Consider the following 17,399-nt stretch of genomic DNA (forward strand, 5'->3'; position numbering starts at 1 on the left):
GAGGGTGTAAGAACTTTATTAAGTTCTTGCACCCTCTGCTTCATTCACCATCTAAAAAGAACCCCACTAACTTGGCATGATACGGATTTGTGATCTGAAAAGGGGGTGTATCCGTGCCGCTTTTATCAGGGGCGGTTTTTTCTGCAAATTCTAGTTCTGCACATTCTAGTACAGAAGAATCACTGGATGAGGGGTGTGCACCCTGGTTTACCGTCACTTCATTTGTTATATTGCAGCTGGAATGACTTCGAGTTACAGCATCAGGAACATCTTTGATAAGCTGTAGTAACCAACTGGTTAATAGCTGCTTGGTGAAGGGATGTTGGATCCATTCCAGGTGGTCTTTTCCAAGATACTCCGGTAGTGGGATCGTCACACTAGGCGTAGCCACAGCTATGGAACGTTCTATGGATTCGATGAATATAGCTGCGATTTTACTTTGAAAAAGAGACTTATCCAAATGCTCCAGGTCAACAAGAAAGTCAATAACTCTCTGGGAAGTGTGTTCGGGTAGATGAATCGTTAGCTTGCGCTCCACTGCCGGCGATCTGGAAATCTCCATGTCTTGTTCCCTAATTGGCGGTGTATTGCTCATTCTTAACTTTCAGGTACACTTTCAGTAATTTGAAATACGCTCTAGCGATCATCCAAATTGAATCTTTTGTACTGACAAACCGCAGCGGATAATCTTCCTCAAGCTCGTTAATTCTCTCGATGTACGGTCTTAAAAGCAAAGATCCACCGCCAATTTGATACGAAACTCGAATACTGGGGACCTTGTTCCACGTGCTCCGGATCAGTTTATACTCCTCACGAGCGATTTTCATCAGCACTTCATCGACAATGGACTGAATACCGGTGCGTTTACCTCGAAACCAAACGTGATATCGTTCTTCTTCATTCTCAGTGGTTATGACTTCAATGAGCTGCTGACGATTTATGAAACGGTACCCCGTTTCTGCGTATACGCGATCCATGATTTCATCCAAATAAGGAGAGACTCCTTCTTTGATTCCGTCCGAATGGATATTGTCTACTGCTCCATCCTCTAAAATGATTGCCGCATCAGTCGAAAGTCCGCCAATATCGTTAATTAATACGTTCATATGAGTGAGTTCTTCATTGCGAACCGAACCGTCATCATGAGTCGTTAAATCAATCAAAGCAACATGTCCTTCAATATTGACCAGTACTTCTTCAAAATGAATGCGTATTGTTCTACCACCAATGGTCGGTGTAATATGGAAACGGACCTCATGAGTACCCGATTTCAGTTTTTGTTTGAAAAGCTTGCGTTTACCACGTTTTGCTTCACTTAGTGGAAGTCCCGTGGATAAATAATAAGTCACTTCAGTAACGCCATTTTGATTTGAAGAAGCCATTGCAGCATCATAAGCTAACGCGGTTAACAACATTACAATGGGCTGGTCGGCTTCTGATTTATCACTAATCGTAGTTAATTCGTCGTTATGATCATATCCGCCGGCGAGATGACCTACCGCATAAACACCTTGTCCCCGTTTCAATGCGTCAGAAATGATCTCCACATGAAGCCCATCCAATGGGTGTTTCTCTAACTCCACAATGTCTCGGGAAAGACCGATTTCAGCGATGACGTTGGGAATAAGGAGCTCGTTCTCTAATTTTTCGAAGTAAGCTTTTAGTGAGTCATTGCCGATATCCACTGCTGCTTGCCGGATAACCATCGTTATTTTCCTCCTTATGTACCTTTAGCGATTGGTTTTCAAATCGTTTTGATCATTAAAAAAATGACGCTTTACATACGCTTGAGTAATAGGATTGTCTTTTAGTCCCTCATTGGAGTGTTGCTGTGGTTGAATGGGCTGGTCTTCAGTTAAAATAGGTGAAGTTGTGGAGAAAGCGGTTAATGTAAATAATCGGGCTATTCCCATGAATACCACAATAGCTGTCAATAGAATGAGCAAAAGGAGACACAGAAGAAGGAGTTCCGAAAAAAAGGCGTTCAAGTTCAAATGACCATCTCCTTTAGTACGATCCGTTTAACCATCAGCATACAACTCACTCCCTTTGGCACAAGTTTTTATCAGATTTAGGTAAATTATGCCATAAAAATATGTTGAAATGATGTAGATATGAAGAAGATTTCACTTCTTCAATTGCTTATCGTTTTTTCTGTAAAATAGAAAAGTTCACGATTCACGCATGCTTTCAACATACATTCCACATACTCAAACTTTAAAATAAAAATATAAATTAAAGGAACTTTCATAGGAGGATTTCAAATGGAATGGTCTACATTACTCGTGCTGGTATGTCCTGTCATGATGATTGTTATGATGTTTACAATGAAAGGGGGACACTCTCACGGCTCCCCAAATCATCGTGTTGCAGCTGAAAGCCTGCATGACCAGTTGGTCGATCTGAAAGCTGAAAATGAGCGAATTAGCAAAGAACTGCAGAGTTTTAAAAAATAGATGGACAGAATATGCCGTAAGCGAGTGTCGCTTACGGCATTCTAATGTTGAACCGTTCACACATCTACACATTTTCAACACATTAATTTTGTAATATTAAAAAAACAGATAAATTCGAGGTGAATGTTCAGTGTCGAAACTCCAGGTATTAATTGTAGATGATGAATGGAATATGAGAAATTTGCTGCGGATTTATTTAATGAAAGAAGGTTTTGCGATTAAAGAAGCATCCACGGGGCAAGAAGCCTTGGCGCTGGTCCAAGCCCATTCCTTTGATGTCATTATTCTAGATGTTATGTTGCCCGATATGGATGGTTGGCAAATCTGTAAGCGTATCAGAGAACTTGTGAAAACGCCGGTATTATTCCTGTCAGCGCGAACTGAGACTAAAGATAAGATAAAAGGTTTGGGTATCGGAGCGGATGATTACTTGACCAAGCCATTCGATTCAGAAGAATTACTGGCTCGAATTTTCTCGCTGATTCGTAGATCAGTGATGAACCAGGAGGTAATTCCTCAACCGTCGCGCATGCTTCATTATCCAGATCTTGTAATCATACCTGAAGCCCGTGAAGTCCGGATTTGTGATGAATATGTAGAATTTACTCAAAAGGAATTCGATTTATTGGTGTCTTTTGCGCAGAATATCCAAAAAGCATTTACAAGAGAAGAATTAGTGGAACGGCTATGGGGCTATGATTTTGAAGGTGAGTTCAGAGTCGTCGATACGCATATCAAAAACATCAGAGAAAAGATGCATTTGGCCGGCTTGAAATATAACCCGATCCAAACGGTATGGGGGGTTGGCTATAAGTTTTATGTTCCGGGAGATGCCAATGAAAAATAACCGTATCGGCTTAAAATTAGGATTTGTTATTATCACGGTGTTTCTAATCGTATTGGTGTTTCTGGGCTTTACTATAGACCGTTTATTCACAAGTTTTTATATCGATCGGATGCGTACGGAGAATGAGGAATTGGGTTCTCATTTTGCGGTCATGGCCCAATCGGATAGTACTTCTGGTGAAATGATGAAAACTTTTGCAGAATTCTCGAACGTCAGTATTTTTAACGTCAATGCCAATAGTGAGGTAATTCTACACTCAGGAACGCATGACTCTTCCGATCGAAAGATAATTCGAAGCTCGGATCTGGAAAGAATCTTTGCAGGAAAGAAAGTCAATTTCTTATATACCGAACCTTCCGGAATTCGTTACTTTGTTTCCGGACAACCAATCTATGTGAAAGACGTAGCGGCCTCCGCCCTTTATGTCATGTCTTCCACCGAGAAAATGGAACAGTCATTACTTGCGGTCCGTAATCTTTTGATCTTGTCAGGGATTGGCGCTTTTTTATTGGCTCTCGGTATTACATGGATAATAGCCCAGTATTTATCCCGGCCTTTACTTAAAATGCAACAGGCCACACGGAAGATCGCTGCAGGGGACTTGGAAACACGTCTTGATATTAACAGCAATGATGAAATGGGCAGCTTGGCGCATGCAATCAACGATCTTGCTGTGGATCTTCAGCGATATCGGGATACAAGGCAAGAGTTTTTCGCTAATATTTCTCATGAACTCCGGACACCGATCACCTATTTGGAAGGCTACTCTCAGGTTCTCCAACAGGAACTTTATGAAACCGTAGAGGAGAAAAACAAGTATCTGGGAATCATTCATGACGAAGCGTTACGTTTGCAGCACTTAGTTGAGGACCTTTTTGATTTATCGAAAATGGAAGAAGGGAAGATTAATCTTGAGCTAGACTGGGTGAATATGTCTGATTTAACGCAGCAGGCGGTGCGAAAAGTGGAGCTCAAGGCAAGAGAAAAAAGCCTTAGCCTGAAATACAAGGAAAACGGTATGATGAAAAAGATTCGCGGAGATAAAAAGCGGATGGAGCAAATAATCCTTAATCTTTTGGAGAATGCAGTCCGTTATACCGAAAAAGGCGAAATTAACGTCTCTCTCTCATATACCAGTAGTGCTTTTCTCCTGGTCGTGGAGGATTCAGGGATTGGCATTCCAAAAGACGAAATCCCCTACATTTTTGAACGCTTTTATCGTGTAGAAAAGTCTAGATCACGCCAATATGGAGGAACGGGCTTAGGACTGTCCATAGTGAAAAAACTGGTTGAACTGCAGGGCGGGCAAATTACAGTAACAAGTGAAGTAGACAAAGGCACACGGTTTGAAATTCAGTTTTACCAGCAGCCATGACGTTAGGAGGCAGGCTAATGAAAAAAGTGGAATGGCTAATTGCTGTTCTTTTGATCGGAATGGGTATAAGTTGCATGACGATATCCGCGGTATCCTTTCAAAGTCCCATAATACAAGCAAGTGGGATCATAAAATTGGTAACATGTTTTGTTTTTATCGGGTTATTGAGTTTCGTTTCTTTAAGGATTTATAAAGCTCGAAAAAAACATTGAGACAAAGACTTTTTATTCGCAAAATTGCAAAACTCAATTTTTTCACAAAAACCACATCAAATCTTCATACTTTCAGGTTAATTGAAGATAGCTACACCTCATTCAAACACTGAAAGGAGAAGTTTATTTCATGACACAAGAACAGTTACAGGAGTGCATTGATGAATGTCTACGTTGTGTGCAGGCTTGCAATTACTGCTACAAATCTTGTTTGGAGGAAGAATCCGTTGATATGATGAAGGATTGCATCCGTCTCGACCGAGAGTGTGCGGATATTTGTGCCTTTACTGCTCAGGCCTTGACTCAACACAGCACCTATTCCACGGAGCTGTGCAGACTGTGTGCTGATGCTTGTGAACGTTGTGGTAATGAATGCAGTAAACACCATCATTCGGCTCATTGCCAGAAATGTGCTGAGGCCTGTTTCCGATGTGCGGAGGTTTGCCGTAAGATGATCGCTTAACTTAACATTTGACTTTAAATGAATCAGATGAGCAAGGTTGTTATGTTTCCCTTGCTCATCTGATGTCAAAAGGACAGGAAAGGGTATAAGGAGAGTATGGATGGGTAGGGAGACTCAAACGATTAAGAGACGATATGACCGAATAGCTCCGCTTTTTCATCGTGTGGATGGAAAAATGATGAGGAGTTGGCGCAAAGAACTGTTAAGCGGGCTAAGTGGAAATGTACTTGAGGTAGGCATAGGAACAGGTGCTAATCTTTCCTATTATCCACCCGCTGTTCGCTTAACCGGGATTGATTTTAGCCCAAAGATGCTACAATATGCCGAACAACGTGCAAAGGAACTGAAGATCGACGTTACTTTAATGGAGATGGATGCTCAAAATTTAACTTTTGAAGATCAGACATTCGACTACATAGTAGCGACTTGTGTGTTTTGTTCTGTCCCCGATCCGGTTCAGGGCATGAGAGAAATGAAGCGAGTGTGTAATAAAGAAGGGGAAATCAGGCTGTTAGAACACATGAGGAGTGAGCATCCAATGGTTGGGAAGCTAATGGATCTGCTTAATCCCCTTACAGTTCGTATCAGCGGGGCCAACATTAACCGGTATACGTTAAAGAATGTGGAATCTGCCGGCTTGATCATACAAAAAAGCGAGCCTTTATGTACAACCATTGTAAGACGATTGCTCTTGAGACCGTAATCAGCCGACTTCCCACGTCAATGGTATGAAATCTGTTTCGTTGGAGACGATAATGCATACGCGTTAGTCTGCATAAATTTCACAATTCACCTATGAAGGAGTGTTATTAATATGAAAAAAGGTTTGTTCATTTTAGCTACAGCGCTGGTGGTCGTCATCAGTGGCTGTGGAAATACCGCAAATAACGGAAATGAAGCGTCCAATACACCCAATAACGCTGCATCCAGCATGAATCATTCAGAGATGGAACATGAGAATATGACAAGTGAAGTGCCTGAAGGATTAAAAGAAGCCGCTAATCCGGAGTATAAGGTCGGCGATCAAGTCATTATTACCGAGGGACACATGGCCGGGATGAAGGGAGCTACCGCAACCATTGTAGGGGCTTATGACACTAATGTCTACGCGGTATCGTATACACCCACTACCGGAGGAGATCCGGTTACCAATCATAAATGGGTTATTCAGCAAGATTTAAAAGATGCAGGAGACCAGCTTTATGCGCCTGGCACAGAAGTGGTGCTTAACGTTGATCATATGCCTGGTATGAAGGGGGCTACCGCAACTGTAGATACAGGTGAGCAAACAACCGTATACATGGTTGACTATACCCCGACAACAGGCGGAGAGCCAGTGAGAAATCACAAATGGGTAACCGGTGATGAGTTAAAGGCGAAGTAAACGAAGATGATAAAAGCAGCCTCCAGGGGCTGCTTTCTTTTTTAATAAATAGAGGAATCTTGCAAAAATTGACGTAAATTACCGATGGAATCAATGGATGAATGATATAATAGTATTAGATTTTCCGCAAAAGACATGAGGAATACAGGGGAATAGCATTACAAGGGGGATCAAAGTATGATTAGGGAGATTGCCGTTAAAAATGTGGCTACCTATAGTAGTGAGGGTGTACTTTACAGTGACCTGAAAAAAATTAACTATTTTTACGGCTCGAATGGCAGTGGGAAAACAACCTTATCTAATGTTCTTAAACAAATTGAACTTTATGCTGATAGTAGGATATCCTGGGTTTCCCAGCCATTAAAAACAGTGGTGTATAACCAAAAGTTTGTCGAGGAAAATTTCCACCAAGATTCAGATATCAAAGGTATCTTTACTTTGGGAAGAGAATCAACAGAAATTAAAAAAACCATCCGGGACAAAAAAGACTTAGTTGATAAAGTAGTTGAGGAAATTCGTCGGTTAAGTTCTAATCTAGAGGTCAAACAAAAAGAGTCTAAACAAAACGAGGATGAGTTTACCGACGATTGTTGGAAATTAAAGCGGAAATATGACGATATCTTTTCAGTGGCCTTTTCGGGTTTAAGAAACAATAGAATAAACTTTATGAAAAGATGTAAGCAAGCACCGACAGGCGGACTAATATGTGCTCTAGCAGACCTCCAAGCGCGAGTACAGAAATTGTTTAATGGTTCAAATGAGAAGCTACCCTTTCTTGAAAAGATTAAAATAGAGCATCTGTCTGCGGTATGCAATCACCGGATTTTTCAGACCCCTATCATTGGTAAACAGGAAGTCGATATTGCTGTGCTTATATCCAAGCTAGCGATTAGTGACTGGGTTAAACAAGGACATACACATGTTTCTGAAGCGGAAGGAGTATGCCCCTTTTGCCAACAACAACTCCCTGAGGGATTTACCGAAAAACTCAATGATTACTTTAATGAACATTACGAAAAAGAGATGATTGAACTCCAAGATCAAGTTGAACAGTATAAACGGTATTATCATTATCTTGAAAATCAAGTGCAAGAGTTATTATTGACCGACAAGAAAAATACATATTTGAATCTCGATCTCATTTCGCAACAATATGAACTGATCCTTTCGAAAAATGCACATAATTTGGACTTGTTCCAGCAAAAGCAAACTCATCCCAGTCATCCAATCGAACTGTTAACTATTGCGGCTTTCGTCGATGTGATCAATGAAGAAATCGTCCGAGCGAATGAACAAATTCAGCAGCATAATACTTTTATAGAGAACCGAGTGGATGAAGGGAATAAATTGATAACCCAGATTTGGGATTTTATCTGGAGTGAGAATCAGCAAAATCATGAGAAATATGTTCGTATAGATTATAGAACAGGACGAGCAATCGACAACCTTTCTGTAACATTAGCCCAAAAGAAGAATGAAAGAGTCGCATTGGAATCCGAAATTCACAGGCTGGAGGCTCAGATTACGAGTGTAATCCCCTCTGTAAACGAAATGAATCGGTTACTGAGGGCCTATCATTTTACTAATTTCAAATTCGCTCATACACAAAGTCAAGGGAATTATCGGTTAATCCGCTCAAATGGTGAGGACGTTAATCAAACATTAAGTGAAGGCGAGAAAACGTTTGTTACCTTTCTTTATTTTATGCACTTATTAAACGGTAGCAATAACAGTGATTTAATTACTGAGAATAAAGTTGTTGTGATTGATGACCCAATTTCAAGCTTGGACAGTAACGTATTGTTTATCGTAAGCAATCTGATTTCCAAACTTATAGAAGATGTACGCAACGAAGAAAGTAATATCATTCAGTTGTTTCTTCTAACGCATAATGTCTATTTTCACAAGGAAATTACGTTTTCAAAAAAACGGCCCAAAAATGGCGCTAGGATGGCGGATGAGACATTTTGGATTATCCGAAAATGGAATGATGTAACCGAATCAACCCCGTATAACAGCAACCCGATTAAAAGCTCGTATGAGTTAATGTGGCAGGAATTAAAGTCAGCCAATCACAGCTCTTCCATCACCGTTCAGAATTTGATTCGTAGAATCATTGAAAATTATTTTAAAATCTATGGTAATTACAGCGATCAGGACATTATTGATAAATTCGAGGAGGATGAGAAGGTCATATGTAAATCCTTAATCTCCTGGGCCAATGATGGTTCTCACTTTGCAGGAGATGATTTGTATATCGAGCACCCGATGGATACAGTCAGTAAGTACTTACGGGTATTTGAAAAGATATTCGTGGTTACACATCATCATGCCCATTATAAAATGATGATGGGAATTGAAGAATCTCTGGGATCGGCTTTGGAACAAACACAGGTATCGTAATCGAAAACGTAATATCAATTAAACGACATATACGGGATTAGAAGACGAGGAGGAAGTAACTACTCGTCTTTTTATATACACCAAAGATATTGGAATATATTACAAAAACGTTACTATTGTTTCAGACAAAGAATGATATTGAGTGGTTATTATAAAGCAAAAATATGGAGAAACAATGAAGAAAGTATGTAGAAAATACGTTAATAGTTAAATTTTTAGAAGGATTGACAGGGGGGCCTACTATCTATTAAAGTGTTAATAGTTACAAAATATTAATAAGTTGCCGAATTTCAGCGTTGAAAACGGGGGAACCATTTTTTGGGTGAATTATTCTTGCATAAAAGGGAATATAGGGAACCTTTAACCGAATCCTCAGCTAACTCCGTAGGCATTGAAGGGAGAACAAGTTTCTGAAGAAAGTCATCGTATCCATGTTGGCAGCCTCATTTATATTTGCTTCTGCAGCACCAGGTACATATGCTAGCGAGGTAACCTTGGACAGTGTTGTGAATCGGGTCGTAGGAACCCCTTATCTTTATGGAGGAACCACAACTTCAGGCTTTGATTGTTCCGGATTTATTCTATATGTACTTAAGAAGTTCAATGTAGATGACCTTCCGCGCACTTCTCAATCGCAGGCTAAAACTGGCATTCCTGTAGCCAAAGATGATTTACGTGAGGGTGACCTCGTCTTTTTTAACACATTTGGTTCTGGAATTTCGCATGCGGGCATTTACGTAGGTGATAACAAGTTCGCTCACTCTTCCAGCAGTAAGGGCGTAAGAATCAGCAGCTTGTCAGAGGCGTATTATAAGGAGCGATATGTAACAGCTCGCCGTGTAGTCAGTGAAAACAGCTATTCTGAAATGGTGAGCCGTTAATTGAAAGTTTTCTGCATGTGGAGTAATGAAGATCGCCTCTAACTAGAGAGGCGATCTTTTTATTTGAATAGGCTATTCTTATTCCGTAAGCTTGTTTGAGGATTGTTCTTATTGAGAAGTAGGGTAAGGTACATGCGATGGATTCTCATGATAAGTATAGAAAGGGCTGTCTCAGCGTTGTTAACTAATAAATTTTTATTCCCTGTACTTAGTAGTGTCTTCTTTTACTAACCGTGAAAATGATTAGAATGAGTACGATACTTATTAAAATCAAAGCCACACTGAGATATTCCTTGCTGAGAATCAGCAATTGCTGAATAGAATAAGCCTCTATAATCAGAGCTGGCAGCTTTCCAAGCATAGTTGCTAATCCAAAAGTGACCCAGCTAACACGACTAACGGAACTCGATATATTAACCAATCCTGAAGGGATAAACGGGAGTATTCTTAAAGCAAGAATAAGAAAGAATGCTTCATAACCAGAAGTTTGTTGAAGTCTCTTCAAATATTTATTCTCATTTTTTATACCTCGTATTAAGGACAAGAACCCCCTGCGATAGAGAACAAAGCTAACAATTGCCCCAAGCACTTCTCCGAAAAAGGAAATCATCATTCCGTTGAGAAAACCGAAAAAGGTGATGTTAGCTCCTGTGAGAAATACACTAGGGATGAATGCAAAAATGCTTATTAATATATTTAAAACCAGACTTAAGATAATGGCGAAATAACCACTTTCACCTAACAATTCAACGATGTGCGTAGTCATACAAAATCCATTCCTTTTTTATTTGAGATAACCTGAGCTCATTATAACAGGTAAATAAAAAGCTAAACATAGATCTCTGATTCTACGTTTAGCCCAATATATGTGCTTATGGAATAGTTCGTTTTTTATTTAAGAAAGTTATAGGATCGCATCTATATCATCAGTTGAATTAGGCTTTACTTCAACAATCATTCGCAGAGGTAGGCAAATGATAGATTGTCTTGGTCTTGATATTAAACCAAAGCTAAAACAGATTTTTTGCGGGCAGTCCGATTCAATTACTTCGATCCCTCTATCATGAACTTTGAGTATATCGTATCCTCTTTTTGTTTGAATCTTGATAATTTGGGGCTCATCCGTGAGTTCTACCTCTTTATATAGTTTATTATCTATACGTATACTTGCATAAGTACCGGTATTGGGCTGGTCCTTTCTAAGCAACTCTACTCCTAAAAGAGTCAGGGCTATTAGCAAAATACATGTGATAAGAATTAAATCCGCTTTCTTAATGCCAATTTTCTTCATCATCTTGTTCATCTCCAGCTTAACAGATAGTCTCATAGTATCTGAAAATAGTGTGTAAACTATGTGGAGGTATTTAAAACAAGTAATTTTTCTGGAAATTAGTAAACCGCTTATACTGGAATGAGCTTCTGTCCCTGAATTATCACATTCGGGAAGAAAATAAAAAGAGAGGTAGCTATGAAAAGTACGTAATAATCCTTATCTGCTGAATTTAATTGATTTGCTCCAGGAGAATGAGGTTCGTATCAGTATAGATGAGCAGAATGCAGAGGTATAAAATGAACCCCAATAGAAAATACTGCAAAAAAACACCTGGTTCACTATGAACAACTAAACCATAGAAGTGTTGTTGACTGCATTATAAACAATACAGAAATGGAGGAGGAGAAAACGTATGTTATTTGAGATTACCAAAGAAATGAAGAAAAAGATAAAGGAATGGGATTCATGTAAAGCAATTGATGTGTCGGGAGCAAAGTTTTCCTATACATTTATTCCAACTAGTCTCGGTACGGTTATTCATGTCAATTGCGATATTTGTAAGAGAACTCTGGATCTTACTGATGATTGGGGTTAAACAAAATTATTCATTTCCTTTCAAAATCTATACTTGAATAACGGAAGAAAAATACTTTGTAAAATCCCCGCAACTAGTGTGCGGGGATTTTTGTGAGGTGAAAATTATTCCTAATAAATTGAACCCTAAGAATCCGTTAAATTGAGAAAGTAGTATAAAATATCCGAAAACGGATAAGATTAAACTATCAAGCTCAAAAAGTATGGGGGGATTTTATGAGAATGGATAATTATTTTATTGGCACTGCAAAAGTAACATCAAAGGGTATTTTATTCAGAGGTGAATATTACTCAAATTCACAAGCTATTAGAGAGAATTGGTTTGAAATAGCAAAGTGGTTAGGAAATTGGACAGTAGCAGTGATATTTAATTCGGAAGAAATGAAAAAAATATATCTGGTGAATGAAAAAAATAATAATCTGATTGAATGCAGATCAATCGGTCTGAAAAGTGAATTCGCCGAATATAAGGAGAAGCTAGAAAAGTACGTTCAGACAATTCAAAAACTTCAGAGAGATCGAAACTCAGGTAAAAAGAAGCATATAAATTTATCAAGGCGACAAAGAATAAAGAAATCTTTTGAACGAAGAAATGATGTGCAAATTTAGAATCACTTTAAGTCACTTTAAGTATCTATTGAGTAACCTTAAAGTTACTCAATAATTATTTCGATCTAACTAAGTTAAAATAACTATTTATTTAAAATATTTGCTAAAATTCTATTTAAGTTCGTAGTATTTTGTATTATTATATCTCGTATAAAAAGAAGAACTTGGCGAAATCTGTAAAATTGAGGAGGCGATGCACTAATGGTGAGCTCAACAATTCAAGATCAGATAAAGCGATGGGTGAAACAGGGGAAGGGTCAGGGTGAAGGAGAGAATTACATCCCATGGTTCACAGCTAAACAAGTATCATCTAGAGGTAACACTCACAGACCCAAGGGAATTAAAAATGGACGTGAACATTTGCTTTTATCTGATTGGGAGTACTTCTACTTCTTATTGTTAGACTGGTCCAGCTTGATCTACGATTTCAAGGAACAGTACCCGCTGCTTGATAAACAACTTGATGATATTGAAGAAACGATAGAAATTGCGAAAGAGCTCAATGTTAAGCATCCAATTAACCCTAAGACAAATGAGTTGAAAGTAATGACAACTGACTTTCTGCTCTATTTCCATGATGGATCTATCTTAGCTGTATCTATAAAACCGTTTAAATTAATCACTGCAAGAGAAATAGAGAAAATGGAGATTGAACGGATTTATTGGGAACGTAGAGGAGTTAAATGGGAATTGGTTACTGATAAAGACATTCCTGTACCCTATGTGAAAAACATAGAGTATGTCCATAGCGTATACGATCTTTCTAAATATCAAATCTCTGAGGCTATTGCTTCTAAAGTAAAGAAGCTAATGGAGCCTAATATCCTTAAGAGAACGCATATCTTAACGGATATTACAAATGAGACGGATGATAAACTAGGCCTCTTGCCGGGCAATAGTCTTACTATAGCTCGGCATCTTATTATCACTAAAAAATGGATTGTTGATATGGAGCAACCAATTGACCCTAATAAGCCTTTGTTGATTCTTGACATAGCTCAGCCTAGAAGGGAAGTGGTAAGAAAACATGCAAACTGATATTTACCCAAACAGTATTCTAGAATTTTGGCCCGATATCGAAGAAGAAGAGGTAGGTATTGAGGAAGTAACTTCAACACTGTTAAGAGTACTTTGGGTAAATCAAAAGGTTGTTGTTACGATCGATATCTTTAGTAAGACGGCCCAACCAGAGTTCCATGACCGAGAAATAATTGAAAATGAGATCATAGAAGGCAATATTCAATTTACTGAATATGTCATACCGAGAATGATGCTCCCGGATTCAAAGATTAATGAAAAGGATAGGTCCATACGTGATAAGGTATGGGGATATCTAGAGGAAGCAGTTACCGGAAAACATGCCTTGGATATCCTGAAAAAAAGATTGCGCGGAATTATTATTGAAGAAATTAGTGAGAAATACGGCGTTTCAAAAACATTAGTTAGAATGAATTTAAGAAAGTATTGGCAAAGGGGAATGAGGATCAACTCCCTGCTTCCGGATTTCTATAAATGTGGTGGCAAAGGAGTAGCACGTGATACACCTGGAGCAAAAGTGGGCACAAAAAACAAAGATTCGATATTAAATCCTGAAGTTGTCGGTATTAAAATTACTAAAGAAATTAAGCGAGACCATTTCCAAAAAGCGATAGATCGCTGGTATAAGAAAAGAGATAAGAGAACGTTGTACGAAGTGTATCTTCTAATGCTCGAGGCGTACTATAAAGCAGGTATTGATGCTGATGAAGGAATCATATTAGTTCCAACACATGAAAGGCCTACTTTTCGCCAGTTTTATTACTGGCATCAAAAAGAACGTGATTCTAAAGATGAGTATCAGAAACGATATGGACAAAGAAAATTTAATTTGAAGAATAGGGCCATTGAGGGGACCTTTGATGAAAAATCGTTTGGACCAGGTTCTTTGTATCAGATTGATGCAACAGTAGGAAATGTCTATTTAGTAAATCGAAAAAATAGAAATTGGTTTATTGGTAGACCCATAATTTATTTTGTTGTAGATGTTTTCAGTAGATTAATCGCAGGCCTGTATGTAGGACTGGAGGGGCCTAGTTGGATTGGAGCTGCCCTTGCTTTAGAAAATGCTGCTTCTGACAAAGTTGAATATTGTAAGAGGTTCGGTATTGATCTTTCTCCAGGAGAATGGCCGTCCTTTGGTTTACCTGAGCGGTTAACAACTGATCGTGGAGAGTATGTTGGTAACAAGCCCACTCATCTTATAAAGACATTAAACGTAAAGCCTGAACATCTACCCGCATACCGGCCGGACTGGAAACCCTTTGTTGAAAAAGCATTTGATGTGAGTAATCAACACATTGTGAGATGGATTCCAGGAGGTATTTTAGAGCGGATGCATGAACGTGGTGATCAAAAGCCAGCCATGACAAATTTGTTGGATATTCATGAATTTGAAACGATTCTTATCGAATACGTGAGATATCACAATAAACATTACATGCCTTCGTATAGAAGGAATGAAGCCATGATCGCTAAAGATGTCGTCCCAACACCGATTTCTTTATGGGATTGGGGGCGGAAAAATAGTTTGGGCTCCCTTCATTTTGCAAGCAAAGATGAATTACGTATGAACTTGCTGCCATCTCGGAAAAGCCGATTTACTGCCAGCGGCATAAAGTTCAATAACAATCTTTTTACATGTGAAACTGCGGAAAATGAAAATTGGCGTTTTCATGCAAGAAATAAAGAAAAAATAGTTGTTGAGTTTTCTTTTGATCCACGCGATACATCTAGATTGTTCTTAAGACATGAAGATGGAAAATTTGAAGAGTGTTATAAACTTAATGAGCAGAATGAGAAGTTTGTATCACGTAAACAACAGGTTAGGTGGGAAGAGGAGCTTGACATTATCGCTTATGAAGCAAGAATGGCTCGGAGAGGTAAAGATCAAAATGTCGATGATAGGGTTAACTATAATTATAAAGTTAAGGGCATAGTTAACACTTCCAAGGCTTCCAATAAGCCTTCAGGTAACAAACCGGTTCAAGTGAAAGATGTTAAAGAACATCGACGAGTTGCCAAGCAACAAGAAAGAGACGAAAGAAGTTGGAAGTTGGAAGGTGAAAATAATGAAAAAGTACAATCTGGTAATGTTATTGATTTTCCAATCAAGGAGGAGAATGTAAGTTATGTGCCATCCGAAGATAATACAGATCTGTTATGGCGTGCATTAGAAGAGGAGGAGTAATGTTGAAATATAAAAAGCCAATTCGAGGAAGAATAGAGTTTGCAGAGTATAAGGAAACGGGTGTTCCTTGTTATAATAATTATCCTATGATTGAAGCTCTCCCTGAAATTATGGATGCTTTTGAAGCTGCTAAGAAAATAAAAGTGTTTAAAGAATTCAACCCCGAAGAATTAAAGCTCTCTTCAAGCAAACGAAAACACTGCGTAGAACAACTCCTCACATACCTTATTCCTTTAAATAAGCATCTTGAAGTAGAAGCGAAATTTTCAATTTTCATTAGACGCGGGTATCTTTCGCGAAATATTACAAATAATGACCATACTCGTCGTATGAGGAATGCAATTCTCTCCCTAAAAAGGCCAGAAATTGCTGAATTAGAAAGGCAAGAAAACGATGTTCCTCTGCCAACATCATCTGCGCTAGGGATTATTGGAATATCGGGCGCCGGTAAGAGTACAGGAATAACGAGAATTCTTGATATCTATCCTCAAGTTATCATCCATGAGAAGTATGAAGAAAAACAATTAGTGTGGGTTAAAATAGACTGTCCAGTAACTGGGACAATTAAACAATTATGCCTTAGTTTTATTAAAGAAATAGGAGAGCTAATGGGAGGTATAGATTATAACGAATATAAAGATTACAAAACAGATGAGTTGATTAATGTGATGTCAGCTCTTGCATTGGAGCATCATCTTGGGGTCCTGGTCATAGATGAAATACAATATCTGCATGAGCATGCATCTGGTGGGGCTGCCATCATGCTCAATTTTTTTAACACGCTTATTAATACGATAGGAGTTCCGATAGTGTTGATAGGAACTCCTAAGGCTCGCCGTCTATTCACTAAGGAATTTCGAAACATTAAAAGACTTACAGCACAAGGAAGTGTCGAGTGGGATAGATTAATGGAAACTGATAATGACTGGAAAACATTAATTAGTCATTTGTGGAAACAGCAGTGGACGTTGAAAAAAGCGGAACTAACTCCAGAAATTGAGCATGCGTTATATTACGAATCTCAGGGTATTCCAGATCTTGTGGTAAAAATATTCAAAGAATCGCAAAAAAGAGTCATAGGTACAAGTGAATTACTTACCGCTTCTGTTATTCATTCTGTTGCTCAAGATCAATTTCGGATATTACAACCACCGTTGGACGCTCTTCGTAGTGGTGATAAAAAAGAAATGGAAAAGTATTTGGATATCTTTATGAGCTATGATCCAGCAACATTAATTACACCCGAAGAAAAACGAATGTACGAAGAGACTTATGAAATAAATCTGGAGGAAGCCTTATATGAACAAGAGCAAGATAACCAATTACAAGAAATCATTAATTGGCTAATGGATGCTGGTTTTTCAGCAGAGGTTGCGAGGTCAAGTACTAATAAAACTAAATTGGCCGACCTGAACCAATGGAAGCGAGCCGCATACCAAGCAGCACTTAATTATAAGCCCGAAGAGGAAGAACTGGTTGTTGAAAGAACTACTAAGTCATCAGCCAAAGATTCTAATATAAAAAAGAGCCAACGGAAGTATAAACCTAATAGCTTGTTCCCAGTATTATCAATGAAAGAGAAAGAAAAGAATGCAACACTCTATGAGTTGATTAGACGGGCAGGTTATATTCAAAATGTGAAATCAAGCCTAGGTTTGTGATAAGGGGGGGATTAT

18 protein-coding genes and 1 riboswitch are annotated in these 17,399 nt (G+C 38.6%); of the genes, 13 read left to right on the plus strand and 5 right to left on the minus strand.

Features of this window, described 5'->3' with window-relative positions:
- Nucleotides 1-40: 40 nt before the first annotated feature.
- Genes BLR64_RS12165 through BLR64_RS12175 form a run of 3 tightly spaced genes read right to left on the minus strand, consistent with a single transcriptional unit; the run spans nucleotide 41 to nucleotide 1,994 of the window.
- The gene (locus tag BLR64_RS12165; RefSeq protein WP_090714444.1) at nucleotides 41-562 is read right to left on the minus strand and encodes a hypothetical protein; all 522 of its coding nucleotides are present in this window, start codon (nucleotides 560-562) and stop codon (nucleotides 41-43) included.
- 10 nt (nucleotides 563-572) lie between these two features.
- Nucleotides 573-1,706, minus strand: coding sequence for a ParM/StbA family protein (locus tag BLR64_RS12170; RefSeq protein ID WP_090714446.1), 1,134 nt, complete (start codon nucleotides 1,704-1,706; stop codon nucleotides 573-575).
- A 24-nt stretch (nucleotides 1,707-1,730) separates the two neighbouring features.
- Nucleotides 1,731-1,994, minus strand: coding sequence for a hypothetical protein (locus BLR64_RS12175; RefSeq protein WP_090714448.1), 264 nt, complete (start codon nucleotides 1,992-1,994; stop codon nucleotides 1,731-1,733).
- Nucleotides 1,995-2,264: 270 nt separating this feature from the next.
- Between BLR64_RS12175 and BLR64_RS12180 the strand changes: the two genes are divergently transcribed.
- The 8 genes from BLR64_RS12180 (at nucleotide 2,265) to BLR64_RS12220 (ending at nucleotide 10,021) form a co-directional block, all read left to right on the plus strand.
- Nucleotides 2,265-2,456: a DUF2933 domain-containing protein gene (locus BLR64_RS12180; RefSeq protein WP_068723298.1), complete on the plus strand. Its 192-nt coding sequence runs from the start codon at nucleotides 2,265-2,267 to the stop codon at nucleotides 2,454-2,456.
- A gap of 130 nt (nucleotides 2,457-2,586) precedes the next feature.
- Nucleotides 2,587-3,303: a response regulator transcription factor gene (locus tag BLR64_RS12185; protein ID WP_068723296.1), complete on the plus strand. Its 717-nt coding sequence runs from the start codon at nucleotides 2,587-2,589 to the stop codon at nucleotides 3,301-3,303.
- Complete coding sequence (locus BLR64_RS12190; protein WP_090714450.1) at nucleotides 3,293-4,678, plus strand: sensor histidine kinase; 1,386 nt, start codon at nucleotides 3,293-3,295, stop codon at nucleotides 4,676-4,678. Before BLR64_RS12185 ends, BLR64_RS12190 begins: the two co-directional genes overlap by 11 nt.
- A 342-nt stretch (nucleotides 4,679-5,020) precedes the next feature.
- On the plus strand, nucleotides 5,021-5,353 hold the full coding sequence (locus tag BLR64_RS12200) for a four-helix bundle copper-binding protein (protein ID WP_090714452.1): 333 nt from the start codon (nucleotides 5,021-5,023) through the stop codon (nucleotides 5,351-5,353).
- A gap of 100 nt (nucleotides 5,354-5,453) precedes the next feature.
- Entirely contained in the window at nucleotides 5,454-6,056 is a 603-nt protein-coding gene (locus BLR64_RS12205; protein ID WP_090714454.1) for a class I SAM-dependent methyltransferase, read from the plus strand.
- Between the two features lie 111 nt (nucleotides 6,057-6,167).
- The gene (locus BLR64_RS12210) at nucleotides 6,168-6,737 is read left to right on the plus strand and encodes a YdhK family protein (RefSeq protein ID WP_068723287.1); all 570 of its coding nucleotides are present in this window, start codon (nucleotides 6,168-6,170) and stop codon (nucleotides 6,735-6,737) included.
- Between the two features lie 177 nt (nucleotides 6,738-6,914).
- Nucleotides 6,915-9,140, plus strand: a complete 2,226-nt coding sequence (locus tag BLR64_RS12215; protein ID WP_090714455.1) for an AAA family ATPase — start codon at nucleotides 6,915-6,917, stop codon at nucleotides 9,138-9,140.
- Nucleotides 9,141-9,411: 271 nt separating this feature from the next.
- A riboswitch (cyclic di-AMP (ydaO/yuaA leader) is annotated at nucleotides 9,412-9,546 on the plus strand.
- A gap of 4 nt (nucleotides 9,547-9,550) precedes the next feature.
- Nucleotides 9,551-10,021 (plus strand): C40 family peptidase, encoded by a 471-nt coding sequence (locus BLR64_RS12220; RefSeq protein ID WP_054940739.1) that lies wholly within the window; start codon nucleotides 9,551-9,553, stop codon nucleotides 10,019-10,021.
- 208 nt (nucleotides 10,022-10,229) lie between these two features.
- Here BLR64_RS12220 and BLR64_RS12225 read toward each other — a convergent pair whose 3' ends face one another.
- On the minus strand, nucleotides 10,230-10,787 hold the full coding sequence (locus BLR64_RS12225) for a TVP38/TMEM64 family protein (protein WP_090714456.1): 558 nt from the start codon (nucleotides 10,785-10,787) through the stop codon (nucleotides 10,230-10,232).
- Between the two features lie 138 nt (nucleotides 10,788-10,925).
- Complete coding sequence (locus tag BLR64_RS12230; RefSeq protein WP_232380836.1) at nucleotides 10,926-11,315, minus strand: NusG domain II-containing protein; 390 nt, start codon at nucleotides 11,313-11,315, stop codon at nucleotides 10,926-10,928.
- Nucleotides 11,316-11,706: 391 nt separating this feature from the next.
- On the opposite strand from BLR64_RS12230, the gene BLR64_RS12235 reads away from it, so the two are divergent.
- From BLR64_RS12235 to BLR64_RS12255, 5 genes are all read left to right on the plus strand, one after another.
- Nucleotides 11,707-11,889, plus strand: a complete 183-nt coding sequence (locus BLR64_RS12235) for a hypothetical protein (protein WP_090714458.1) — start codon at nucleotides 11,707-11,709, stop codon at nucleotides 11,887-11,889.
- Nucleotides 11,890-12,104: 215 nt separating this feature from the next.
- A complete protein-coding gene (locus BLR64_RS12240; RefSeq protein ID WP_090714459.1) occupies nucleotides 12,105-12,497 on the plus strand; it encodes a hypothetical protein in 393 nt (130 codons plus the stop codon).
- Nucleotides 12,498-12,698: 201 nt separating this feature from the next.
- Nucleotides 12,699-13,535: a TnsA endonuclease N-terminal domain-containing protein gene (locus tag BLR64_RS12245; protein ID WP_090714461.1), complete on the plus strand. Its 837-nt coding sequence runs from the start codon at nucleotides 12,699-12,701 to the stop codon at nucleotides 13,533-13,535.
- Nucleotides 13,525-15,723 carry a Mu transposase C-terminal domain-containing protein gene (locus tag BLR64_RS12250; RefSeq protein ID WP_090714463.1) on the plus strand — a complete coding sequence of 733 codons (2,199 nt, stop codon included), beginning with the start codon at nucleotides 13,525-13,527 and terminating at the stop codon, nucleotides 15,721-15,723. Before BLR64_RS12245 ends, BLR64_RS12250 begins: the two co-directional genes overlap by 11 nt.
- Nucleotides 15,723-17,384, plus strand: a complete 1,662-nt coding sequence (locus BLR64_RS12255; RefSeq protein WP_167360658.1) for an ATP-binding protein — start codon at nucleotides 15,723-15,725, stop codon at nucleotides 17,382-17,384. Before BLR64_RS12250 ends, BLR64_RS12255 begins: the two co-directional genes overlap by 1 nt.
- The last annotated feature ends 15 nt before the right edge of the window (nucleotides 17,385-17,399 follow it).

It is taken from the genome of Paenibacillus typhae, assembly GCF_900099765.1.
Lineage (GTDB): Bacteria > Bacillota > Bacilli > Paenibacillales > Paenibacillaceae > Paenibacillus_AQ > Paenibacillus_AQ typhae.